At 36.3% G+C, this 19,291-nt stretch carries 20 protein-coding genes and 1 tRNA gene; 5 read left to right on the forward strand and 16 right to left on the reverse strand.

The features are described 5' to 3' along the window. Positions 1-135: 135 nt before the first annotated feature. From cysK to Q5O86_RS01045, 6 genes are all read right to left on the reverse strand, one after another. A complete protein-coding gene (cysK, locus tag Q5O86_RS01020) occupies positions 136-1,068 on the reverse strand; it encodes a cysteine synthase A (protein ID WP_302625295.1) in 933 nt (310 codons plus the stop codon). A gap of 2 nt (positions 1,069-1,070) precedes the next feature. Then, positions 1,071-1,205 (reverse strand): hypothetical protein, encoded by a 135-nt coding sequence (locus Q5O86_RS01025; RefSeq protein WP_302625296.1) that lies wholly within the window; start codon positions 1,203-1,205, stop codon positions 1,071-1,073. A gap of 264 nt (positions 1,206-1,469) precedes the next feature. Beyond that, positions 1,470-2,558, reverse strand: coding sequence for a tRNA 2-thiouridine(34) synthase MnmA (mnmA, locus tag Q5O86_RS01030; RefSeq protein ID WP_302625297.1), 1,089 nt, complete (start codon positions 2,556-2,558; stop codon positions 1,470-1,472). Positions 2,559-2,598: 40 nt separating this feature from the next. Next, entirely contained in the window at positions 2,599-3,513 is a 915-nt protein-coding gene (nadA, locus tag Q5O86_RS01035) for a quinolinate synthase NadA (protein ID WP_302625298.1), read from the reverse strand. A 62-nt stretch (positions 3,514-3,575) separates the two neighbouring features. Then, positions 3,576-3,953 (reverse strand): Fe-S cluster assembly scaffold protein NifU, encoded by a 378-nt coding sequence (gene nifU, locus Q5O86_RS01040; RefSeq protein WP_302625299.1) that lies wholly within the window; start codon positions 3,951-3,953, stop codon positions 3,576-3,578. Positions 3,954-3,988: 35 nt separating this feature from the next. Further along, positions 3,989-5,176, reverse strand: coding sequence for a cysteine desulfurase family protein (locus Q5O86_RS01045; RefSeq protein WP_302625300.1), 1,188 nt, complete (start codon positions 5,174-5,176; stop codon positions 3,989-3,991). A 246-nt stretch (positions 5,177-5,422) separates the two neighbouring features. On the opposite strand from Q5O86_RS01045, the gene Q5O86_RS01050 reads away from it, so the two are divergent. Further along, entirely contained in the window at positions 5,423-6,226 is an 804-nt protein-coding gene (locus tag Q5O86_RS01050; protein ID WP_302625301.1) for a cell wall hydrolase, read from the forward strand. Between the two features lie 47 nt (positions 6,227-6,273). On the opposite strand, the gene Q5O86_RS01055 is transcribed toward Q5O86_RS01050, so the two are convergent. Beyond that, positions 6,274-6,684 carry an Rrf2 family transcriptional regulator gene (locus Q5O86_RS01055; protein WP_302625302.1) on the reverse strand — a complete coding sequence of 137 codons (411 nt, stop codon included), beginning with the start codon at positions 6,682-6,684 and terminating at the stop codon, positions 6,274-6,276. Positions 6,685-6,730: 46 nt separating this feature from the next. Continuing rightward, the gene (locus Q5O86_RS01060; protein ID WP_302625303.1) at positions 6,731-7,279 is read right to left on the reverse strand and encodes a phosphatase PAP2 family protein; all 549 of its coding nucleotides are present in this window, start codon (positions 7,277-7,279) and stop codon (positions 6,731-6,733) included. 194 nt (positions 7,280-7,473) lie between these two features. Here Q5O86_RS01060 and Q5O86_RS01065 point away from each other — a divergent pair. Both Q5O86_RS01065 and Q5O86_RS01070 read left to right on the forward strand, forming a co-directional pair. After that, a tRNA-Gly gene (locus tag Q5O86_RS01065) sits at positions 7,474-7,545 on the forward strand. A 109-nt stretch (positions 7,546-7,654) separates the two neighbouring features. Beyond that, a complete protein-coding gene (locus Q5O86_RS01070) occupies positions 7,655-8,581 on the forward strand; it encodes a DMT family transporter (protein WP_302625304.1) in 927 nt (308 codons plus the stop codon). Between the two features lie 26 nt (positions 8,582-8,607). Here Q5O86_RS01070 and Q5O86_RS01075 read toward each other — a convergent pair whose 3' ends face one another. After that, positions 8,608-9,273 carry an HAD family phosphatase gene (locus tag Q5O86_RS01075; protein WP_302625305.1) on the reverse strand — a complete coding sequence of 222 codons (666 nt, stop codon included), beginning with the start codon at positions 9,271-9,273 and terminating at the stop codon, positions 8,608-8,610. A 184-nt stretch (positions 9,274-9,457) separates the two neighbouring features. Here Q5O86_RS01075 and Q5O86_RS01080 point away from each other — a divergent pair, with 184 nt between their 5' ends. Continuing rightward, positions 9,458-10,414: an AEC family transporter gene (locus Q5O86_RS01080; RefSeq protein WP_302625306.1), complete on the forward strand. Its 957-nt coding sequence runs from the start codon at positions 9,458-9,460 to the stop codon at positions 10,412-10,414. Positions 10,415-10,473: 59 nt separating this feature from the next. Here Q5O86_RS01080 and pepF read toward each other — a convergent pair whose 3' ends face one another. From pepF to Q5O86_RS01095, 3 genes are read right to left on the reverse strand one after another with little or no spacing between them, the layout of a single operon-like run. Next, positions 10,474-12,261: an oligoendopeptidase F gene (pepF, locus tag Q5O86_RS01085; RefSeq protein WP_302625307.1), complete on the reverse strand. Its 1,788-nt coding sequence runs from the start codon at positions 12,259-12,261 to the stop codon at positions 10,474-10,476. Between the two features lie 23 nt (positions 12,262-12,284). Beyond that, positions 12,285-13,232, reverse strand: coding sequence for an AEC family transporter (locus Q5O86_RS01090; RefSeq protein WP_302625308.1), 948 nt, complete (start codon positions 13,230-13,232; stop codon positions 12,285-12,287). Then, a complete protein-coding gene (locus Q5O86_RS01095; protein WP_302625309.1) occupies positions 13,225-14,127 on the reverse strand; it encodes a deoxyribonuclease IV in 903 nt (300 codons plus the stop codon). Before Q5O86_RS01095 ends, Q5O86_RS01090 begins: the two co-directional genes overlap by 8 nt. Before the next feature lie 205 nt (positions 14,128-14,332). Here Q5O86_RS01095 and Q5O86_RS01100 point away from each other — a divergent pair, with 205 nt between their 5' ends. Beyond that, positions 14,333-15,085: a GNAT family N-acetyltransferase gene (locus Q5O86_RS01100; RefSeq protein WP_302625310.1), complete on the forward strand. Its 753-nt coding sequence runs from the start codon at positions 14,333-14,335 to the stop codon at positions 15,083-15,085. A 119-nt stretch (positions 15,086-15,204) separates the two neighbouring features. Here the strand turns inward: Q5O86_RS01100 and lepB are convergent, their stop codons facing one another. From lepB to Q5O86_RS01120, 4 genes are all read right to left on the reverse strand, one after another. Further along, the gene (gene lepB, locus Q5O86_RS01105; RefSeq protein WP_302625311.1) at positions 15,205-15,897 is read right to left on the reverse strand and encodes a signal peptidase I; all 693 of its coding nucleotides are present in this window, start codon (positions 15,895-15,897) and stop codon (positions 15,205-15,207) included. 107 nt (positions 15,898-16,004) lie between these two features. Then, the gene (locus Q5O86_RS01110; RefSeq protein ID WP_302625312.1) at positions 16,005-16,625 is read right to left on the reverse strand and encodes a flavodoxin family protein; all 621 of its coding nucleotides are present in this window, start codon (positions 16,623-16,625) and stop codon (positions 16,005-16,007) included. 112 nt (positions 16,626-16,737) lie between these two features. Beyond that, positions 16,738-17,616 (reverse strand): cation diffusion facilitator family transporter, encoded by an 879-nt coding sequence (locus Q5O86_RS01115; RefSeq protein ID WP_302625313.1) that lies wholly within the window; start codon positions 17,614-17,616, stop codon positions 16,738-16,740. Between the two features lie 176 nt (positions 17,617-17,792). Next, on the reverse strand, positions 17,793-19,280 hold the full coding sequence (locus Q5O86_RS01120) for a glutamate synthase subunit beta (protein WP_302625314.1): 1,488 nt from the start codon (positions 19,278-19,280) through the stop codon (positions 17,793-17,795). Between the last annotated feature and the right edge of the window lie 11 nt (positions 19,281-19,291).

Raw genomic sequence — 19,291 nt, forward strand, 5'->3', positions numbered from 1 at the left:
TTCAAAGCCGTGCAGTTCGATTCCGCTCCGCTTCATCTCACTGTCGGGCTTCGCCCTATATAAACAAGAAATCATTTCAGCTTACAAAAGCAAGCTTTTGACGCTTTATGATTTCTTGTTTATGCACGGCTTTGCTTACGCAAAGAGTGCCGTTGAATAATATCTGTCACCTGAGTCCGGAAGCAATACCACAATTGTCTTTCCTTTGTTTTCAGGTCTTTTTGCTAATTCTTTTGCTGCATATAAGGCTGCACCGGATGAAATACCCACCTGTATTCCTTCTGTTTTTGCTATTTTTTTGCCTTCGTCAAAAGCATCTTCATTGGATACCGGAAATACTTCGTCATACACTTCTGTGTTCAATACAACAGGCACAAATCCTGCTCCTATTCCCTGAATTTTATGTGCTCCTGCTTTTCCTTCGGACAAAACCGGACTTGTCTGTGGCTCTACTGCCACAACCTTAATATCAGGATTCTTTGATTTTAAGTATTCTCCAACTCCCGTAACCGTTCCACCTGTTCCGACACCCGCTACAAAAATATCAATTGCTCCATCTGTATCTTCCCAAATTTCAGGACCGGTCGTAAGTCTATGTGCTTTCGGATTTGATGGATTCACAAACTGTCCAACAATAACCGAACCAGGTGTATTTGCATGAATTTCTTCCGCTTTTTCAATTGCGCCCTTCATTCCCTTTGTCCCGTCCGTCAGAATAATTTCTGCTCCATAGGCCTTAATTATATTTCTTCTCTCTACGCTCATTGTTTCAGGAATTGTAATTACAACCCTGTAACCTTTTGCCGCTGCTATAGATGCAATACCGATTCCCGTATTTCCCGATGTCGGTTCTATTAACGTTGCTCCCGGCTGAATCTCACCGCTTTCTTCTAAATCCAAAATCATTTGAAGAGCAATACGGTCTTTTACACTTCCTGCCGGATTAAAATATTCAAGCTTTGCCAGAATCTTTGCATCCTCTGCTCCAACACTTTTCTGATATCTGGAAACCTCCAACAATGGTGTTTTTCCAACTAATTCCACTGCACTTTTTTTTATATTTGCCATCTTTATAATCCTCCAATCATTGAATTAGACAATATACACATTCGATATTCTTCATTTTTTATTCCATTGTATATTTTAATACTACAACAGTATGTTTTCAACATGTTATAATTATAAGCTGATTTCACCCTATTCATTATCGTAATCTCCTTTTTATTTATTGCCTATCTGTTTTGTAGGATATTAAAAAGTTACCACTTAATTCCTATTTTGTCAATAGGAATTTTATTTTTTATACCTTAATTTTCCTATCATCTGTTTTATACAAAAAAAAACTGTTTCTAAACATCAATGCTAATTCATTGTTGTTAAGAAACAGTTTTCACTTACATAGGATTCAATTTTTATTCTTAAATGTAACTCCGTTTCATTTCATCGTACAACGCTGCCATGAAACCCGGCTAAATAGCTGAACCTGCCTGAACAATTGTCCCGCCTCCAAGAACCACCTCACCATCATAGAGAACTACCGATTGTCCCTTTGTTATAGCTCGAATTGGCTCATCAAAGACTATTCTGACATTTCCATTTTCTAAAACTTCTGCTATTCCTTCAGTCAAAGCCTGGTGATATCTAGTTCTTCCACATACTTTTAGCGGCTTCTCCGGCGTTTCCCCTGATATCCAGTTAAAGTCTGTTGCAATCAGCTCTGTAGAAAATAAATCTTTATTTCTGCCAACCACAACCTCATTTGTCTCCGGTCTGATTTCCAGTACATAATGTTTTCCATCTCTGGAAACATTAATTCCCTTTCTCTGACCCACAGTATAACGATAATATCCGTTATGTCTTCCAATTACTTTTCCATTGATATCAAGGAAATTACCCATGCCTATCTTTTCATTTGTATATTTTTCTATGAAATTCTTGTGGTTTCCATCCGGAATAAAACATATATCCTGACTGTCATGCTTTGATGCATTTACCAGCTCATTTTTTTCTGCAATCTCTCTAATCTCATCCTTTGTATAACTCCCCAAGGGAAAAACTGTATGTGCCAGCTGTTCCTGTGTCATATGATATAACACATAACTCTGGTCCTTTGAATCATCAATCCCTTTTAGCAGCTCATACTTCTCTGTCTTTTCATTGTATTTTACCCTTGCATAATGTCCTGTGACAATAACATCGCAGCCAAGCGCCTCCGCTCTTCTATAGAGTTCCGTAAATTTTAAATGTCTATTACAGTCAATGCATGGGTTCGGCGTCATTCCACACTTATAACAATTGACAAATTTATCAATTACCATTTCCTTAAACTCTGTCTTAAAATTAAAAACATAATATGGAATACCAATGTGAAATGCTACACTCCTTGCATCTTCAATATCACTGAGAGAACAACATGTCTTTTCCTGAGACATATTTATATCTTCATTGTCATATAACTTCATCGTGACGCCGACACAATCATATCCATTTTCTTTCATAAACACAGCGGCTACGCTGCTGTCAACACCGCCGCTCATTGCCACTAAAGCCTTCTTCATCCTTTTGTCTCCTAATGTGATTATCCATTTTACTCCAAAACTATTCTCCCAGCTCAATCATTTTGTCAATGCAGGCCTTCGCTTTCAATCTTGTTTCTTCTTTTAAAACAATCTCTTCACCGCCGACACCTTTACAACAGTTTAACACATCTGTCAAAGTTGTGGCTTTCATATTGTGGCATACACAATCCTTAGACAATGGATGGAAAATTTTGTCCGGACATTCCATTTGAAGATGCGTAACAATACTGTTTTCTGTTCCTATAATAAATTCTTCTGCCTCACTCTTTTTTGCATATCCCATAATACCTGTTGTAGAACCAACATAATCTGCCAATTCTACAACTTCCGGTTTACATTCAGGATGCACTAAAAACTCTGCCTTTGGCCATTTTTCCTTTGCCCTCTTTACATCTTCTGCACACATTCTGGCATGCGTAGGGCAGCCTCCATTTAATAATTTAAACGTTTTATCCGGAATCTGCTTCGCAACCCAGTCTCCGAGATTACAATCCGGTATAAATAAAATTTTATCATTTTTGATTTTATTACAAATTGTTACAGCAGACGATGATGTGACACATACATCACAAACGGTCTTCAGCTCACTGGTTGTATTAATATACGCCACAACTGTATAATCAGAATACGATTTTTTCACCTGTTCAATCAATTCCTTATCCATCATTTCTGCCATAGGACAGCCTGCGTCCCCATTAGAAAGAATTACTTTCTTTTCCGGAGATAATATCTTTACAGTCTCAGCCATAAATCTTACACCACACATAATCACAGTTTTTGCAGTTGTCTTTGCTGCCTCAACCGAAAGCGCAAAACTGTCTCCTGTAAAATCAGCCACCTCAAGAATTTCAGGATTCTGGTAACAATGTGCTAAAATACAAATATCTTTTTCCTTTTTTAATTGAATAATTTTCTCTTGTAAATCTTTTATCATAAAACTCTCTTCCTTAATAAATGAAAGGTTGAAAGAAATGATAAATATGGCATATTGTTTCCTCAACCTTTGACTTTTTTCTTGTTATAATCATCAATAGCAGCCTTAATTGCTTCCTCTGCCAACACTGAACAGTGTAACTTATGAGCAGGCAATCCGTCAAGTGCTTCTGCCACTGCTTTATTTGTCAATTCTAATGCTTCTGATATCGGCATACCTTTAATCATTTCCGTAGCCATAGAACTACTGGCAATAGCGGAACCACACCCAAAAGTGTTAAATTTAACATCCGTAATAACATCATCTTTTACTTTAATATATATTTTCATAATATCGCCGCATTTTGCATTGCCTACCTCTCCTACACCATCAGCGTCTTCTATCTTTCCTAAATTTCTTGGATTCATAAAATGGTCCATAACCTTTTCACTATATAACATACATACCTCCTGCTAATTTAATATTCTTGAATTTCTTAAATAATATGTTCTGTCTCACCTTTTTCTAACGCCTCCCAGACAGGTGAAATTCTTCTAAGATATTCCACAACATTTCCTATTTCTTTTATCATGTAATCCATTTCCTCCTCCGTATTTTCTTTGGAAATTGTAAGTCTGAGCGAACCGTGCGCCACCTCATGGGGACGCCCTATTGCCAACAGAACATGACTTGGGTCCAGCGAACCGGACGTACAGGCGGAACCGGAAGATGCCTCAATTCCTTTTGCATCTAACAGTAATAAAAGTGACTCTCCCTCGACTCCCTCAAAACAAAAATTCACATTCCCAGGAAGCCGCCTTTTTTTATCTCCATTTAAAATAGAATGACTAATTTTCGATAGTCCCTCTATTAACCTGTCTCTCAATATAATTTCCTTTGCGGCTGCCTCTTCTATTTCAGAATTTGCTTCTTTTAGAGCCTCAGCCATACCCACAATTGCCGGAAGATTCTCTGTTCCTGCCCGCTTTCCACGCTCCTGTGCACCTCCTTCAATCATGTTTGTAAGAGGGATATTCTTTCTCGCAAAAAGAGCGCCCACACCTTTCGGACCATGAAACTTATGCGCTGAGAGCGATAATAAGTCAATATTTTGTTCATTTACATCTATTTTGACATGCCCTACCGCCTGCACTGCGTCGGTATGAAACAAAACATCTTTTTCCCTGCAAATCCTTCCAATTTCTGTAATAGGCTGCAATGTTCCAATCTCATTATTTGCATACATAATAGATACGAGAGCCGTATCTTCTCTAATTGCGCTTTTCACATCCTCCGGTTTTACAATTCCACTTTCTTCTATATCTAATAATGTAATTTCAAATCCTTCCTTCTCTAATTTATTTAGAATATGAAGTACCGCATGATGTTCAATTTTAGTCGAAATAATATGTTTTTTATTTTTTCTTGCGCCAATTTTGGCTGCCGAAACAATTGCCTGATTATCTGCTTCACTTCCCCCTGATGTAAAATAAATCTCCTTAAAATCAGCACCTAAACACTCTGCCACATCTTTCCTTGCCTTTTCCAAAACCTCTTTTGCTCTCTGCCCTGCCATGTGAAGACTTGACGGATTACCATAAAAATTTTCCATTGTATCTATGACAGCCTTTTTCGCTGTGTTACTTATCATTGTCGTTGCTGCATTATCCGCATATATATGCATTTCTACTGCCTCCTGTATTTCCTATTATTTTTATAGGAATTATACTTCTAAATAATTAATTTGTAAATAATAAATTTAATATTTCCAGATAAATGAAAAATTATCCTTTTTTATTACTACACAAAAGTTAAAGTCAACTTTTTCCATATTATTTATGACATAATTGTATTGACATTTTACATTTTTTTATGCATAATTAATAACTGTAAAAACTATGTAATATTTTCGTAACAGATGGAGGTTCGTGTGAAACGTAAATTTTATGGATTGCTATTAGCAACATTTATTATATGTACATCCGGCTCGTTGACCGTTTCTGCCAAGACAGCCCCTAAAGTAAGTGATACTACAGTGGTTGAAACAACAGTGCAGAGTGATGACAATATAGCCGTACACAACGATGAAAAGCCAACTGAAACAACAAATGCAGTTGTTAAAACAGCTTCTAAAACAGTAAAAGTAAATAAGACATTTTATAGCCATAAGGTTCTTGGAATAAAAAAATCAAAATTAACAAAATATTATAATGCAGTTTCAGGCAATACAAAAATTGCTACTATTTCTACAAATGGAAAAGTAAAAGGAATCAAAAAAGGTTCCACTACAATTACACTGACATCAAAGAAAACAGGTAATATTTATGCTACAATTAATGTCACGGTAAAAAACTGCTACACAAAAAAACAATTGAGACTTATGTCTTCAATTATTTATGCGGAAGCCGGGGCTGAATGTTATGCCGGAAAAAAGGCAGTGGGTATCGTAGTTATGAACAGAATCCGCTCCAAACAGTTTCCTAATACATTAAAAGGTGTCATATATGACCCGGGACAATTTGGTCCGGCCTCTAACGGTTATTTAAATAAATCATTAAAGCTCTATGACAAGGGCAAAATGAATAAAAAATGTATTAAAGCTGCAAAGGCAACATTAAATGGTGATAAATTCGTAACTTACAAAAAGGTCACCACAGATATGAGTAGTTATTTATTCTTTAGCGGATATGTCAGCGGTAAAAGGTTACAAATCCAGGGACATCAGTTTAAATAGTTCAATAAATTTCACTAAAAAAGATACTTCAAATGAAGTATCTTTTTTTAGTCTATCTTACCTTCCAACAAATCCTGCAACGTAATATTTTCTAAATATTCATCAATTACATCATCCAGCTTCTTCCAGAGAGGAAATGTTACACATTCTCCCATCCTATCACAACTCCCCCCCTCTTCAACACAGGAAACCGGAGCGAGTGAACCTTCTGCCAGTTTAATGATAGAGCCAACAGTATACTCCGACGGCTCTCTCATCAATCTATAACCACCGGCTTTTCCTCTCTGACTTTTTACCATTTTGCCACGATTTAAAATAGAAACAATCATTTCAAGATATTTCATAGAAATTTCCTGTCTTCCGGCAACATCTTTTAATGATACAAAACTCTCACCGGAATTTTGAGCTAAATCTATCATAACTCTCAGTGCATAACGCCCCTTTGTAGAAATCATCATTTTTTGTACCTATCCTTTCATTCACAAGACTATTTAAATGTTATAATCAATATCCCGATAACTTATTTTTGTTATTAATTTGTTCTAATATTTTGTTTCCGCAAAAAAAAGTAACAAAACCTATTATCAAACCCAAAAGTGCTCCTCCCAAAACATCAGATGGGAAATGTACATATAAATACAGCCTTGAAAAAGCAATCATAGCAGCTAATGGAATCACAACAATTCCCCATTTCCTTTTATACAGGGTCAGAATTGTAGCCGCAATAACGGATGCCTGCGTATGCCCTGATGGAAAAGAGTAATCCTTTGGATTTGGTATTAACAGTTTAAAATCCTGATTTACCCAACATGGTCTGGGTCTTTGTACTGAATTTTTTATAATACCATTTCCTATAATCAGACCCAACAATAATCCACATAAAACCAAAAAACCGGCTTTTCGATATTTCTTTGTAATTAAAAGACATACTCCAATCACTATCCAAATCATACCTGCATCGCCTAAAACTGTGATAAAAGGCATAATTGAGTCCATGACACTTCCGCCTAAAACTTTCTGTATACCATCTAAAATAGCCCAATCTATTGTCATAAATATTCTCCACATAAAAATTTATATAATTATTTTATCATTTAATAGATTCATTTTCAATTCATGTATCAGGTATTTATTATCAATGCCTCATGTAACATAATTTAAACTTTTTTTAAATATTAAACTTTTCTATTGACAAATGATTCTATATATAGTATTATATTTCTTGCGTGTGACAAACACGAAACAATGCGCGAGTGGCTCAGTGGTGGAGCACCTCCTTGCCAAGGAGGGGGTCGCGGGTTCGATCCCCGTCTCGCGCTTTTATTATACCCGGATTTTTATCCGGGCATTTTTATTTTATTTATTGATACAATCATCTCTTAGTTGTACTAATAGATAAAATTAATAGCATATACAAAGGAGATTATTATGGATTCAGTCAAACTCAAACATTCATTATTACTCTTACTCACTGCCTTAATCTGGGGTACTGCCTTCGTTGCACAAAGTTCGGGGGGCAATGCCTGTGGACCATATACATTTAACTGCATCCGCTCCATAATCGGTGCGGTAATACTTCTCCCCGTTATATTCCTATTAGAAAAAAAAGGATTTTCTGACAGGAGACCTAAAACAAAACAGGACAAAAGAAATCTAATATGCGGTGGAGTCTTATGTGGTATAGCACTTTGCCTCGCCAGTAACTTACAGCAGCTCGGTCTATATTTTGGAGCTTCAGCGGGAAAAGCCGGATTTTTAACTGCATGTTACATACTAATTGTTCCTATATTGGGTATATTCTTAAAGAAAAAATGTGGTATCAATATATGGATTGGAGTTGCATTTACACTGATTGGATTATACCTGCTCTGCTCTGATGGCTCATTTTCCTTTACCCTGCCTGATTTACTACTTTTATTATGTGCATTAATATTTTCTTTTCATATCCTCATCATTGACCATTTTTCGCCATTGGTGGACGGTGTGAGAATGTCATGCATCCAATTTTTTGTGTGCGGTCTGTTATCTGTAATACCAATGTTCATTTTTGATATGAACCACTCCCTTAGCGGTGTTGCATCATGGATTCCATCTTTAATGACATGGAGTGCCTGGATTCCGATTCTATATGCCGGATTTCTTTCTTGCGGCGTGGGATATACATTACAGATAATCGGACAGGAAGGTCTGAATCCCGCAATTGCCTCCCTTCTAATGAGTTTGGAATCAGTTTTTTCTGTTATCGCAGGCTGGATTATATTAGGAGAGACAATGGGACCAAGAGAACTTATTGGCTGTGGAATGATATTTATTGCCATTGTTTTGGCACAGATACCATTAAAAAATAAAAAATAATATGATTCTTAGGGACGTTGCAATAATTAAAAACATAGATTATTACAACAGTCCCATTTTTTTATATAAAAGTCTGCCTTTTTTTCTATCTGACTTCTATTCTCCTTAGATTTACTGTCTTCTACTGCTACCACAGCAAACCCTCCAAGCTTTGCCCCTGACACACCGGTTAATATATCCTCGAACACTACACATTCATGAACACCTAATCCAATGCGTCTTGCAGCCTCCTCGTAAATATCAGGATATCCCTTTCCTCTTTCTACTTCTTCAACGGTCACTATTTCTGAAAAACAATTTAATATATTTTCTCTTTCTAACGTAGTCATAAATAATTCACGGTCTGAAGATGTGGCGATAGCAAGCCTGATTCCCTTATCATAGAGGAATTTGATATACTCTTTCGCGCCAGGTTTACATAATACTTTTTGTGCATATTCTTCCCTTGCAATATCAAACCACTCTCTTACCAAATCTTCCGGTTTTTCATTCCATAGTCCAAATCTTTCAATTGTATATGCTGCTGCTCTATATGCTCCGAGAGGTGAAATTGCTTCTACATAATCATTTGGAACCTCAAATCCTCTATCACCTAAAAATTTTATATCTACCTGTTCCCATACCCATGAGCTATCTAATATTGTTCCATCCAAGTCAAAAATAGCTCCTCTATACCTTTCATGTAATTTCATATATTTCTCCTGCTCTTATAATATACAAATTTCTTTATTCTTTTATAACAAATAAATTCTTGACTGTAAACTTTTATCGATTTAAAATAGTTTTTCGGACATACTAAATATTGGAGAAAGCTTTCAACCTTATGTCTGCACATGAAAGGCAGGCACTTCCGGTTAAAGCGTCAGGAGACAAATTATGATTAATATGACTGTGCTGATTCATCAGCTGATTCAATTGTTTTTAATTATTTGTATTGGCTTTATTGCATTTAAAACAAAAGTTTTAAATGAAAAGTCCAATCATGCAATTAACAAATTTATTTTGGATGTTACATTGCCCTTTATGATAATTAATTCTGTTTTATCCATGGGAGAGCGTCCATCTATCTCAAGTGTAGCTGCTCTGTTTGCAGCATCCATTATTTTTTACCTGATAATGCCGGTTATCGCTTTTATTGTGGTAAAAATCATGTTAAAAACAATGCGTATCAAAAAATCCAGACAGGGTGCCTATATGTTTATGCTTATATTTTCGAATGTAGGATTTATGGGTTTTCCAATATTACAGGCTGCATGCGGTTCTCTGGGAGATACCGCCGTATTTTATGCCGCCGTAATAAACATTTTCTTTAATTTAAGCGCGTTTACTTATGGCGTTATTATGATTGGTTATGGTGACACAAAAAAGACTACTTTAAAACTGAAATCACTTCTTTCGCCCGGGATTATCAGTTCGATATTAGCAATTATTATATATGTATTTGATTTCCGTTTCCCTTCAACGATTACAAATGTAGTGGAAACCGTGGGAGATCTTACTTCCCCCCTTGCAATGATTATGGTGGGAGCCACTCTTGCCTCTATCGAACTCAGAGAAGTATTTAACGAATGGAAAATATATGTTTTCGCACTTATAAAACAGCTTTTACTTCCAATATTATTGTATCCGGTATTTCGATTATTTCTGGGTGACGGACTGCTCTTTAACGTTATGTTTATTGAGTTTCTTATGCCTATTGCAAACACAGCGCTTATGTTATCAGACGAATATGGCGCTGATTCCAAATTTATTTCCAAAACAATATTTATTTCAACGGCAATGTCACTCTTTACAATGCCATTTACAATATACATTTGCGGAGTGATTTACTAATTTTCTTAAATTAGTAAATCACTCCGCATTTCTTTTTTTATTCAATTATAAATAAACCTCTAAACTTCTGCTGTTAAAGCTTCCATTTGGTCTAACAACTCACGAAACAGTTCTAACGCTTCTTCTATCGGCTTCTTTTCATTCATATCAACTCCGGCTAATTTTAACAATTCGATTGGGTCTTTTGAACCTCCTCCTGTCAGGAATTTCATATAATCCTCAACGCCTTTTTCCCCCTCTTTCATTATTTTTCTTGAAAGCGCTATCGCTGCCGATATTCCTGTAGCATATTGATATACATAGAAAGGATTATAAAAATGCGGAATCCTTGCCCATTCCAATGCAATTTCTTCATCAGAGACCATTTCCGGACCAAAGTATTGTTTATTTAAATCATAGTATATTTTACATAGAACATCACTCGTCAATGTTTCTCCCTTTTCAACCATACCATGTGTTATTTTTTCAAACTCAGCAAACATTGTCTGACGATATAAAGTTCCCTTAAATTGTTCCAGAAAATGATTAATTAAATATGCTTTTGTCTCCTTATCCTCTGTCTTTTTCAACAAATCGTGTATCAGCAGTGACTCGTTACATGTAGAAGCTACCTCTGCCACAAAAATACGATATCCCGCCTGGATATATGGCTGATTTGCATCTGAATAATAGGAATGCAAGGCATGCCCCATTTCATGTGCCAGCGTAAATACATCATCTAACGTTCCCTGATAATTTAATAACACATAGGGATGAACACCATACGCACCCCAGGAATATGCACCGCTTCGCTTTCCCTCATTTTCATATACATCAATCCATCGGTTAGCAAAACCTTCTTTTAACTTGCTTAAATATGCTTCCCCCATCGGTGCAAGTCCCTCTAACACCATCTCTTTTGCCTTCTCAAAAGATATTTTTTCTTTGGGTGGCTTAGCAATCGGTGCATACACATCATACATATGAAGCTCATCCACACCTAAAATTTTCTTTCTAAGTTTCACATACCTATGCATTAAATCCATCTTTTCATGCACAACCTCTATGAGATTATCATATACAGACACCGGTATATTACTTCCATCTAAATACATTTCTAATGTCGACAAATAATTTCTCACATCAGCATAAAAACATGCCTGTTCCACATTTGCATTAAATGTTGCGGCAATTGTATTTTTCATTTTCCCATAAGTATCATAGAGCGCTATAAAAGCTCTCCTGCGAAGTTCCCTGTCCGTTCCACCAAGAATCGGAACAAAATTTCCATGCGTAATCTTTATCTCTTCACCGTCACTGTCTGTCACTGAAGGAAAATCAATGTCGGCACCGTTATACATCGCATATATATTATCCGCTGCCGACGCCATCTTCTGACTTTTTGCCAGAATTTCTTCGGTCTTTTTATCCAGAGTATGCTCCTTTTTTCTGAGCACTTCGCTGACATACCTTCTATAATCTGATAAACGTTCATCCTCCATCCATTCTAAGAGCTTTCTCTCGTCCATCTCTAAAAGTTCCGGTTCAAAATATGCACTTGCACTCCCAATATCGACCAAAAGCTTCTGTGCCTTCCCGGAATACGCCTGATATTTTGCCTCTGTCATGTCCTCATGATATTTCTGGTTTGAATAAACATATAACCTTTCTACTAATAAATTGATTTCATCATTCAAATGAAAATACCCAATCAAATCTTCTTTATCTTTGGAAACTTTACCTGCAAACTTTGAATACTGAGATATCATTTCTGAAGCTTTTTCAAAATCTTTTTCCCACGCTTCGTCACTGGAAAACATATCTTCCATTCTCCATGTGTCATTAACATTCTGTTCACTTCTTTTCATTCTTTCACTACTCCTTTATTTCTCTATAAATAGTTTAAACTTTTCAGTACAAAAATAATCGCTGTAATTGTAAAAGCTGAACACATTGTTGTGAGAACAATCACGCTGCTTGTAAGTGTCCCCTCTGATTTCATGCTTTTTGCCATTATGTAACAACTCGGTGTGGTAGGCGATGCCAACATAATTACCACTGCCATAAGTTTTGCATCGCGATAACCCAGCCATACCGCAAGCGGTAAAAATATAACTGACCAGCCAACTAGCTTTAAAAAAGCAGCGACCATTGCCGGTTTTACTTTTGCAATAGCCTTTCCAAACTCGAAGCTTCCACCAATAGCCAAAAGAGCCAACGGTGTTGTGAGTCTTGCAAAATTACTTATCGTAGAATCTATCATCTTTGGAAAATCTACTTGCAGCGCTGATAAAATAACTCCCACAATAATACTTAAAATAATAGGGTTAGTGACAATCCCCTTTAATGTTGTCTTTATCGTCTTAGTATGTGCAGTGTCTTTTTCAGGGCACTCTGCCGTTAAAATCCATACTGCATAAATGTTATAAAGCGGTACCGCTCCTAAAATCATCAGCGGAACCATACCTGTATCACCGTAAATATTGAGTACAAATGCCGTTCCGAGAACTGCTGCACTGCTTCTGTATGCCGCCTGAACAAACTCTCCTATAATCGTCTTATCCCGCATTACTGCCTTAGTGATTATCCATGTGCCAAAAAAACTGATGGATGAAACAATCGCACAGTATAAAACATATGACAAGTCAAATTTTTGTAAAAAATCGTTGTTCATCATATCCTGTATTAACAGTGCCGGGAGCGTAATATTAAAATTAATTTTGTTTGCTGATGTAATAAAACCTTCATTTATCCATCCGGCTTTTTTCAACAGATATCCCGCCACAATAACAATAAATACAGGTACTGTAGCATTGAAACTGTATATTAAATTATCCATTGCTTATAACCTCATTCTGTAAGTTTGGCTCAAACTTTCCTTCTCTTATCATGGCTATTTCATATTTATATGGCGCATACGACTTCTTACTGTTTTCCGGATTTTTTACATATGGTGTCTCCAAAATTTTTGGAATATCCTCAAACTCTTTCATATAAATTATCTCTTTTAACGTGTCAAAACCAATATGTCCAAAACCGATATTTTCATGCCTATCCTTAGACGCACCACATGGATTCTTACTGTCATTAATATGAAATACTGCAATTTGGTCTGTTCCGATAACCCTGTCAAAAGCCTCCAATGTACCACTAAGATTATGAACAAGGTCATATCCACTGTCATTCACATGGCATGTATCAAAACATACTCTCAGCTTGTCATTATATTTCACCCCATCATATATCCTTGCCAATTCCTCAAAACTTCTTCCTATTTCACTGCCTTTTCCGGCCATTGTTTCAAGGGCAATATAAACGTCACTTTCTCTGGTAAGAACCTGATTAATTCCATTCACAATCTGGGCAATTCCCGCATCCACTCCGGCACCTACATGGGAACCCGGATGAAGTACCATTACATGACTTCCCATAGCGCTTGTTCTCTCAAGCTCCGTTGCTAAAAATTTCTCCGCAATCTCATACGTTTCCGGTTTTATTGTATTTCCCAGATTAATAATATATGGTGCATGAATAATAATGTCCTCAATGCCATTTTCATTCATATATTCCCATGCCTCTTTTATTTTCAACTCACTGACATCTTTTCTTCTCGTATTTTGAGGAGCGCCGGTATATGCCATAAAAACATTTGCACCGTAAGACTTCGCCTCTTTTGCGGAACCAAGGAGCATTTCCTTTCCACTCATTCCAACATGCGAACCAATTTTTAACATAGAATCCTCACTTTCTATCTGCTGCTATTTATCCTAAACTTTGCTTTTCCCACTATATCATAGATACTATTTTTTTACCATTGTATTTGGTATAATCAAACCATAACAGTGGCAATGATACAAAAATTCTCTCTAACCCCAAAATTAAGATTTAAGTTGGACATCAACCCTTACAATCTATAATATAGCAAAAGGAATGAATAAAATGCGGGAAAAAATAATAATTCATAAAGCTTATAAAATTTCATCAGATTTGAAAAAAAATTGTTTTGATATATACAATAAATGTCTGAAATATAATAAATTTATTCCAACGCTCTTTCAAGATAATATTGCAAACGCTACACTTCCAATACTCTATTATGCCACCTGCAATGGAACACAGATTGGTTTTATTCATGTAGACTGTTTGGAAGACTTCTATGCTGAACTTTATGGGTATGTTTTACCTGAATTTAGAAATCAAAAGATTATGTCACTTCTCTTTGACACCTTATTAAACGACTATGATGATTATACTATGACTATAACTATAGACCCAAGAAACCGGAATGAAATGAATATTATTTCTCATTTTGGATTTGAATGTGTCAGAACAGAATACTTGATGAAAACAGATTTGCAGAAATTTAAACCTCAAAAAAACACCGTTCTATTGAAATCAATTCCCACGGAATCCGGAGAAAAATATTTATATATTGAAGATAATAAGATAATCGGTTCCTGTATAGTAGATAAAATCAATTCCTCCTGCGCATGCATCCATGATGTGTTTATCAATGAGAACGATAGAAATCAAGGATATGGTCTCATTTTAATGACAAGTATACTCTCACATCTTAATTCCGATTTTCACTATGCAATCTTACACGTTACAAAAGAAAATATTGCTGCTGTAAAATTATACAATAAGCTTGGATTTGAAGTCGTAGAAAGCGCTTTCGTTTTTGAAATATAAAATTTTATTATTCTACTCTAATGTATTTTTTCAAATAAAAAGTTCCATGAAATATTTCATGAAACTTTTTATTTATATCAGCGGCTAAAAAAGCAATTAGCCTGCAAAAATGCTTATCCCTATTGCGCATATGTTACTTTTTCAAAAAAACCTTTATGGTTCCAAGGCCAATACTTAAATTCAGCCTTTGCAATTATCTCAGAACGTTTTAAATAAGTATTATTCCAAAATCTTGCATCACTGGAATTATTTCTATTATCTCCCAACATAAAATAGCATCCTTTTGGAACATTATACTCTAACACTTCATCGGAACCATTTACATATGTCCATTCTTCCGGTAAATATGGTTCATCTAAAGGTGTTTCTGAGTCATTGATATATATTTTTGCATCTTTTATTACAACCTTTTCTCCTGGAAGTCCAATAACACGCTTTACATAATATTTATCATCTTTCTTACTGCTCTCATTATAATCGGGATTATTAAAAATAATAATATCTCCTCTCTCCGGCTCTGAGAACCAATATGCTGTACGAAGACCTATCATCCTATCACCCTTCATAATCGTATTCATCATTGAACCTGATGGAACATTAGCATTCATTATGATAAAATTATTAATTGTAAATGCAATTACTACCGCAATTACAATAATTCTCAGCCAGCTGAAAAGCTCCTTTTTTACACTGAAAGGTTCTTTTTCCTTTGTGTCTGTGTTTTTTTCAACAGCGCTTCCCTCGTCTGCGGCTGTATCTTCTGAAACATCTTCTATAATGTCTTCTGATTGACAATTCTTATTATCTTCCATTATGTCGTATTTCCTTTCGTCCGTTTATTTGTTTGACCTCCTACAGTATATTATTTATGCTAAATATATGCAATAAAGGTTTTGTTACTTTTCTATGAATATTTATACTATCTTATGAAATTTGTTTTAACAGGATTTTCCGGTTCCGGATGCTCGATTCCATTTTGTTTCCCTACCTCGATACATTTTAAAATCCATGCCATATTTCTTGCAATATTTCTTACAATCTGAAGACCTTCCTCGTCTTTTCTCACATCATCCGGATTACTTCCATGCACCATAGGCCAGTAATTTCCATTAATTAATGGCATATGATAAAATTCCGGAATCTTTGCAATCTCATCCAATGCGCTGGTCGTTCCCGCACGTCTTGCACTTACCACCATCGCTGCCGGCTTATACTTCAAGTATTTTCCTGCACTCCATGCAAGCCTATGCATAAACCCCATCATATTTCCACTTACAGAAGCATAATGCACCGGACTTCCAAAAACCACGCCGTCAGCATGCTGCAATTTCTTTGCAGCCTCAACAACTTCTCCGCCATACACACATTCTCCTGTAGTTCCACATCCACCGCATCCCATGCAGCTTCCCTGCGGTCTTGCACCAACATGCATAATTTCCGTTTCAACGCCTTCTTCATTTAAGACTTTCGCCATTTCCTCAAGTGCTGTATATGTACATCCCTTTTCTTTCGGGCTTCCATTAAACATCAATACTTTCATATACTACCTCCAGTATATCTTTATAGTTTCTTTTCATAAATTATATTTCAGCAACTTTATTATTATAACATATTTTGCAGAAGATACAAAGAAAAGGATTTCTCTCTTTTTGTTATTTTGCCGGATTTACATGAACCATAATATGTTTTACCTTTGGAAAATTTTTCTCAATAGTATCATGTACTTTTTCTGCAATTTCGTGAGTTTCCTTAAGTGGTTTTTCACCATCTGCACCAATCTCAATATCAACATAAATTTTATTACCAAAGACTCTTGTACGAAGTAAATCTACTCCAAGGACACCATCTTGGGAAAGCGCCAGCTCTCTCAATTTGTTTTCTGTCTCTTCATCACATGCCTCATCAATCATTTTTCTAACTGCATCTTTAAAAATGTCATACGCCGCCTTTACAATAAAAATACAAATAACAAGGCTGGCAATAGAATCAAGCACCGGATATCCCATTCTTGCTCCGGCAATACCTATCAGCGCACCCACAGAAGATAATGCATCAGACCTGTGATGCCAGGCATCTGCCATTAATGCACTGGAATCAATCTTTTTCGCATAAATTTTTGTATACCAAAACATAGATTCCTTCACTAAAATAGAAACAATCGCAGCAACTAAAGCCAGCATCCCCGGTACTGCCAATTCATTATATTCTCTCCCAATTACGTTTTTCAATGCCGAATATCCGATTCCCAATCCGGTAATGCAAAGAATTGTAGCCAATACAATTGCTGCCACACATTCAAGTCTCTCATGTCCATACGGATGCTCTTTGTCCGATTCTTTACTCGATATTTTTATGCCTATAATAACCACAATCGTACTAAAAACATCTGATGCAGAATGAACGGCATCACTGAGCATCGCCCCCGAATGTGCAGCCAATCCTGCAAATGCCTTCAAAACTGATAATAGAATATTCGTAACAATGCTTATAAACGACACTTTCATTGCAACCTGTTCAAAATTATTTTCCATATTCCTTGACTCCTATTTTTTTGCTAAATACTATCATAAATATCATTAAGAATATTATACACTATGAAATAAATTTAACAATAACAAAGCGTCTTCCTATGCAATTAACATAAAAGACGCTTTTGTTCTCAAAAAATTATAATATTAAAAATATTTCCCAATCTATACACTGATAGTTATAAATTGCTATATCCCATTAATGCCTCATCCACTTCTCTCGCACAGTCACGCCCCTCTCTGATTGCCCAGACAACCAATGACTGTCCTCTGTGAGCATCTCCGGCAGTAAATACATTCTCTGCACTTGTCGCATATTTTCCAGGCATTGTCGCTACATTCGTTCTCGGTGTTGTGTCTACCTTAAATGCTTTTGTAACATAGTCCTCACTTCCCAAAAATCCTGCTGCAATCAATACCAACTGACAATCCACTTCGTACTCACTTCCGGCAATTTCAACCATGTTGATACGACCTGTTTTTTCGTCTTCCTTTGCCTCTAGTTTTACAAGAACTAATTTACAAAGCTTCCCATCTTTATCTTTCACAAATTCTTTTACTGTCGTCTGGTATACGCGTGGGTCTTCACCAAACATAGCAATAGCTTCTTCCTGACCATAATCTGTCTTACAGATTTTCGGCCACTCCGGCCATGGATTATTTTCAGCTCTTGTATCCGGCGCCTTTGGCATCATTTCAAGCTGTAGAACACTTTTGGCTCCATGCCTGATACTCGTTCCCACACAGTCATTTCCTGTATCACCACCACCGATTACGACTACATCTTTATCTTTCGCTGAAATATATGTGCCATCTACTAATTTTCCATTATTTAAAAGACTCTTTGTAGTTGATGTTAAGAAATCGACAGCAAAATAAATACCTTCTGCCTCTCTTCCCTTGGCAGTAATATCTCTTGCATTTCTTGAACCACATGCGAGAATTACTTTGTCATGTTTTTTCAGAATCTCTGATGCCTTGATATCTTTACCAACATTGACACCGGTTATAAATGTAACCCCTTCTTCTTTCATAATGTCAATTTTTCTGTCAATAATATGTTTTTCCAGCTTCATATTTGGTATGCCATACATCAACAGTCCACCTGCTCTGTCATCTCTCTCATAGACAGTTACACTGTGTCCTCTTTTATTTAACTGGTCTGCTGCTGCAAGCCCCGCCGGACCGGAACCGATAACTGCAACTTTCTTACCTGTTCTCACGGTTGGCGCTTTTGCCCCGGCATATCCTTCACTGTAAGCATTTTCAATAATCAAATGCTCATTGGCTCTTACGGAAACTGCATCCCCATTCAATCCACATGTACATGCTTTTTCACACAACGCCGGACATACTCTTGATGTAAACTCAGGAAAATTATTTGTTTTATGCAGACGGTTATATGCCTGTTCTAAATTTCCCATATATAATAAATCATTCCATTCCGGAATCAGGTTATTCAACGGACAGCCGGATACCATACCTGAGATAACCTGACCATTTTGACAAAACGGCACTCCACATTCCATACATCTTGCCGCCTGGCATTTCTGCTTTTCCATAGACAGTGGCTCATGAAACTCATTAAAATTTTTAATTCTCTCTTTCGGTGAAACAGCCTTTGCCTCTTCACGCTCATAATCTAAAAATCCTGTTGGTTTTCCCATCACTTCTACCT

The sequence above is a fragment of the uncultured Eubacterium sp. genome (assembly GCF_937958975.1).
Classification (GTDB): Bacteria; Bacillota; Clostridia; order Lachnospirales; family Lachnospiraceae; genus Eubacterium_G.

What these genes read in the sequence shown, in the direction of transcription:
- cysK (WP_302625295.1), bottom strand. Translation starts at nt 1,068, where the DNA reads ATGGCAAATATAAAAAAAAGTGCAGTGGAATTAGTTGGAAAAACACCA.
- Q5O86_RS01025 (WP_302625296.1), bottom strand. Translation starts at nt 1,205, where the DNA reads ATGAATAGGGTGAAATCAGCTTATAATTATAACATGTTGAAAACATAC.
- mnmA (WP_302625297.1), bottom strand. Translation starts at nt 2,558, where the DNA reads ATGAAGAAGGCTTTAGTGGCAATGAGCGGCGGTGTTGACAGCAGCGTA.
- nadA (WP_302625298.1), bottom strand. Translation starts at nt 3,513, where the DNA reads ATGATAAAAGATTTACAAGAGAAAATTATTCAATTAAAAAAGGAAAAA.
- nifU (WP_302625299.1), bottom strand. Translation starts at nt 3,953, where the DNA reads ATGTTATATAGTGAAAAGGTTATGGACCATTTTATGAATCCAAGAAAT.
- Q5O86_RS01045 (WP_302625300.1), bottom strand. Translation starts at nt 5,176, where the DNA reads ATGCATATATATGCGGATAATGCAGCAACGACAATGATAAGTAACACA.
- Q5O86_RS01055 (WP_302625302.1), bottom strand. Translation starts at nt 6,684, where the DNA reads ATGATGATTTCTACAAAGGGGCGTTATGCACTGAGAGTTATGATAGAT.
- Q5O86_RS01060 (WP_302625303.1), bottom strand. Translation starts at nt 7,279, where the DNA reads ATGACAATAGATTGGGCTATTTTAGATGGTATACAGAAAGTTTTAGGC.
- Q5O86_RS01070 (WP_302625304.1), top strand. Translation starts at nt 7,655, where the DNA reads ATGGATTCAGTCAAACTCAAACATTCATTATTACTCTTACTCACTGCC.
- Q5O86_RS01075 (WP_302625305.1), bottom strand. Translation starts at nt 9,273, where the DNA reads ATGAAATTACATGAAAGGTATAGAGGAGCTATTTTTGACTTGGATGGA.
- Q5O86_RS01080 (WP_302625306.1), top strand. Translation starts at nt 9,458, where the DNA reads ATGATTAATATGACTGTGCTGATTCATCAGCTGATTCAATTGTTTTTA.
- pepF (WP_302625307.1), bottom strand. Translation starts at nt 12,261, where the DNA reads ATGAAAAGAAGTGAACAGAATGTTAATGACACATGGAGAATGGAAGAT.
- Q5O86_RS01090 (WP_302625308.1), bottom strand. Translation starts at nt 13,232, where the DNA reads ATGGATAATTTAATATACAGTTTCAATGCTACAGTACCTGTATTTATT.
- Q5O86_RS01095 (WP_302625309.1), bottom strand. Translation starts at nt 14,127, where the DNA reads ATGTTAAAAATTGGTTCGCATGTTGGAATGAGTGGAAAGGAAATGCTC.
- Q5O86_RS01100 (WP_302625310.1), top strand. Translation starts at nt 14,333, where the DNA reads ATGCGGGAAAAAATAATAATTCATAAAGCTTATAAAATTTCATCAGAT.
- lepB (WP_302625311.1), bottom strand. Translation starts at nt 15,897, where the DNA reads ATGGAAGATAATAAGAATTGTCAATCAGAAGACATTATAGAAGATGTT.
- Q5O86_RS01110 (WP_302625312.1), bottom strand. Translation starts at nt 16,625, where the DNA reads ATGAAAGTATTGATGTTTAATGGAAGCCCGAAAGAAAAGGGATGTACA.
- Q5O86_RS01115 (WP_302625313.1), bottom strand. Translation starts at nt 17,616, where the DNA reads ATGGAAAATAATTTTGAACAGGTTGCAATGAAAGTGTCGTTTATAAGC.
- Q5O86_RS01120 (WP_302625314.1), bottom strand. Translation starts at nt 19,280, where the DNA reads ATGGGAAAACCAACAGGATTTTTAGATTATGAGCGTGAAGAGGCAAAG.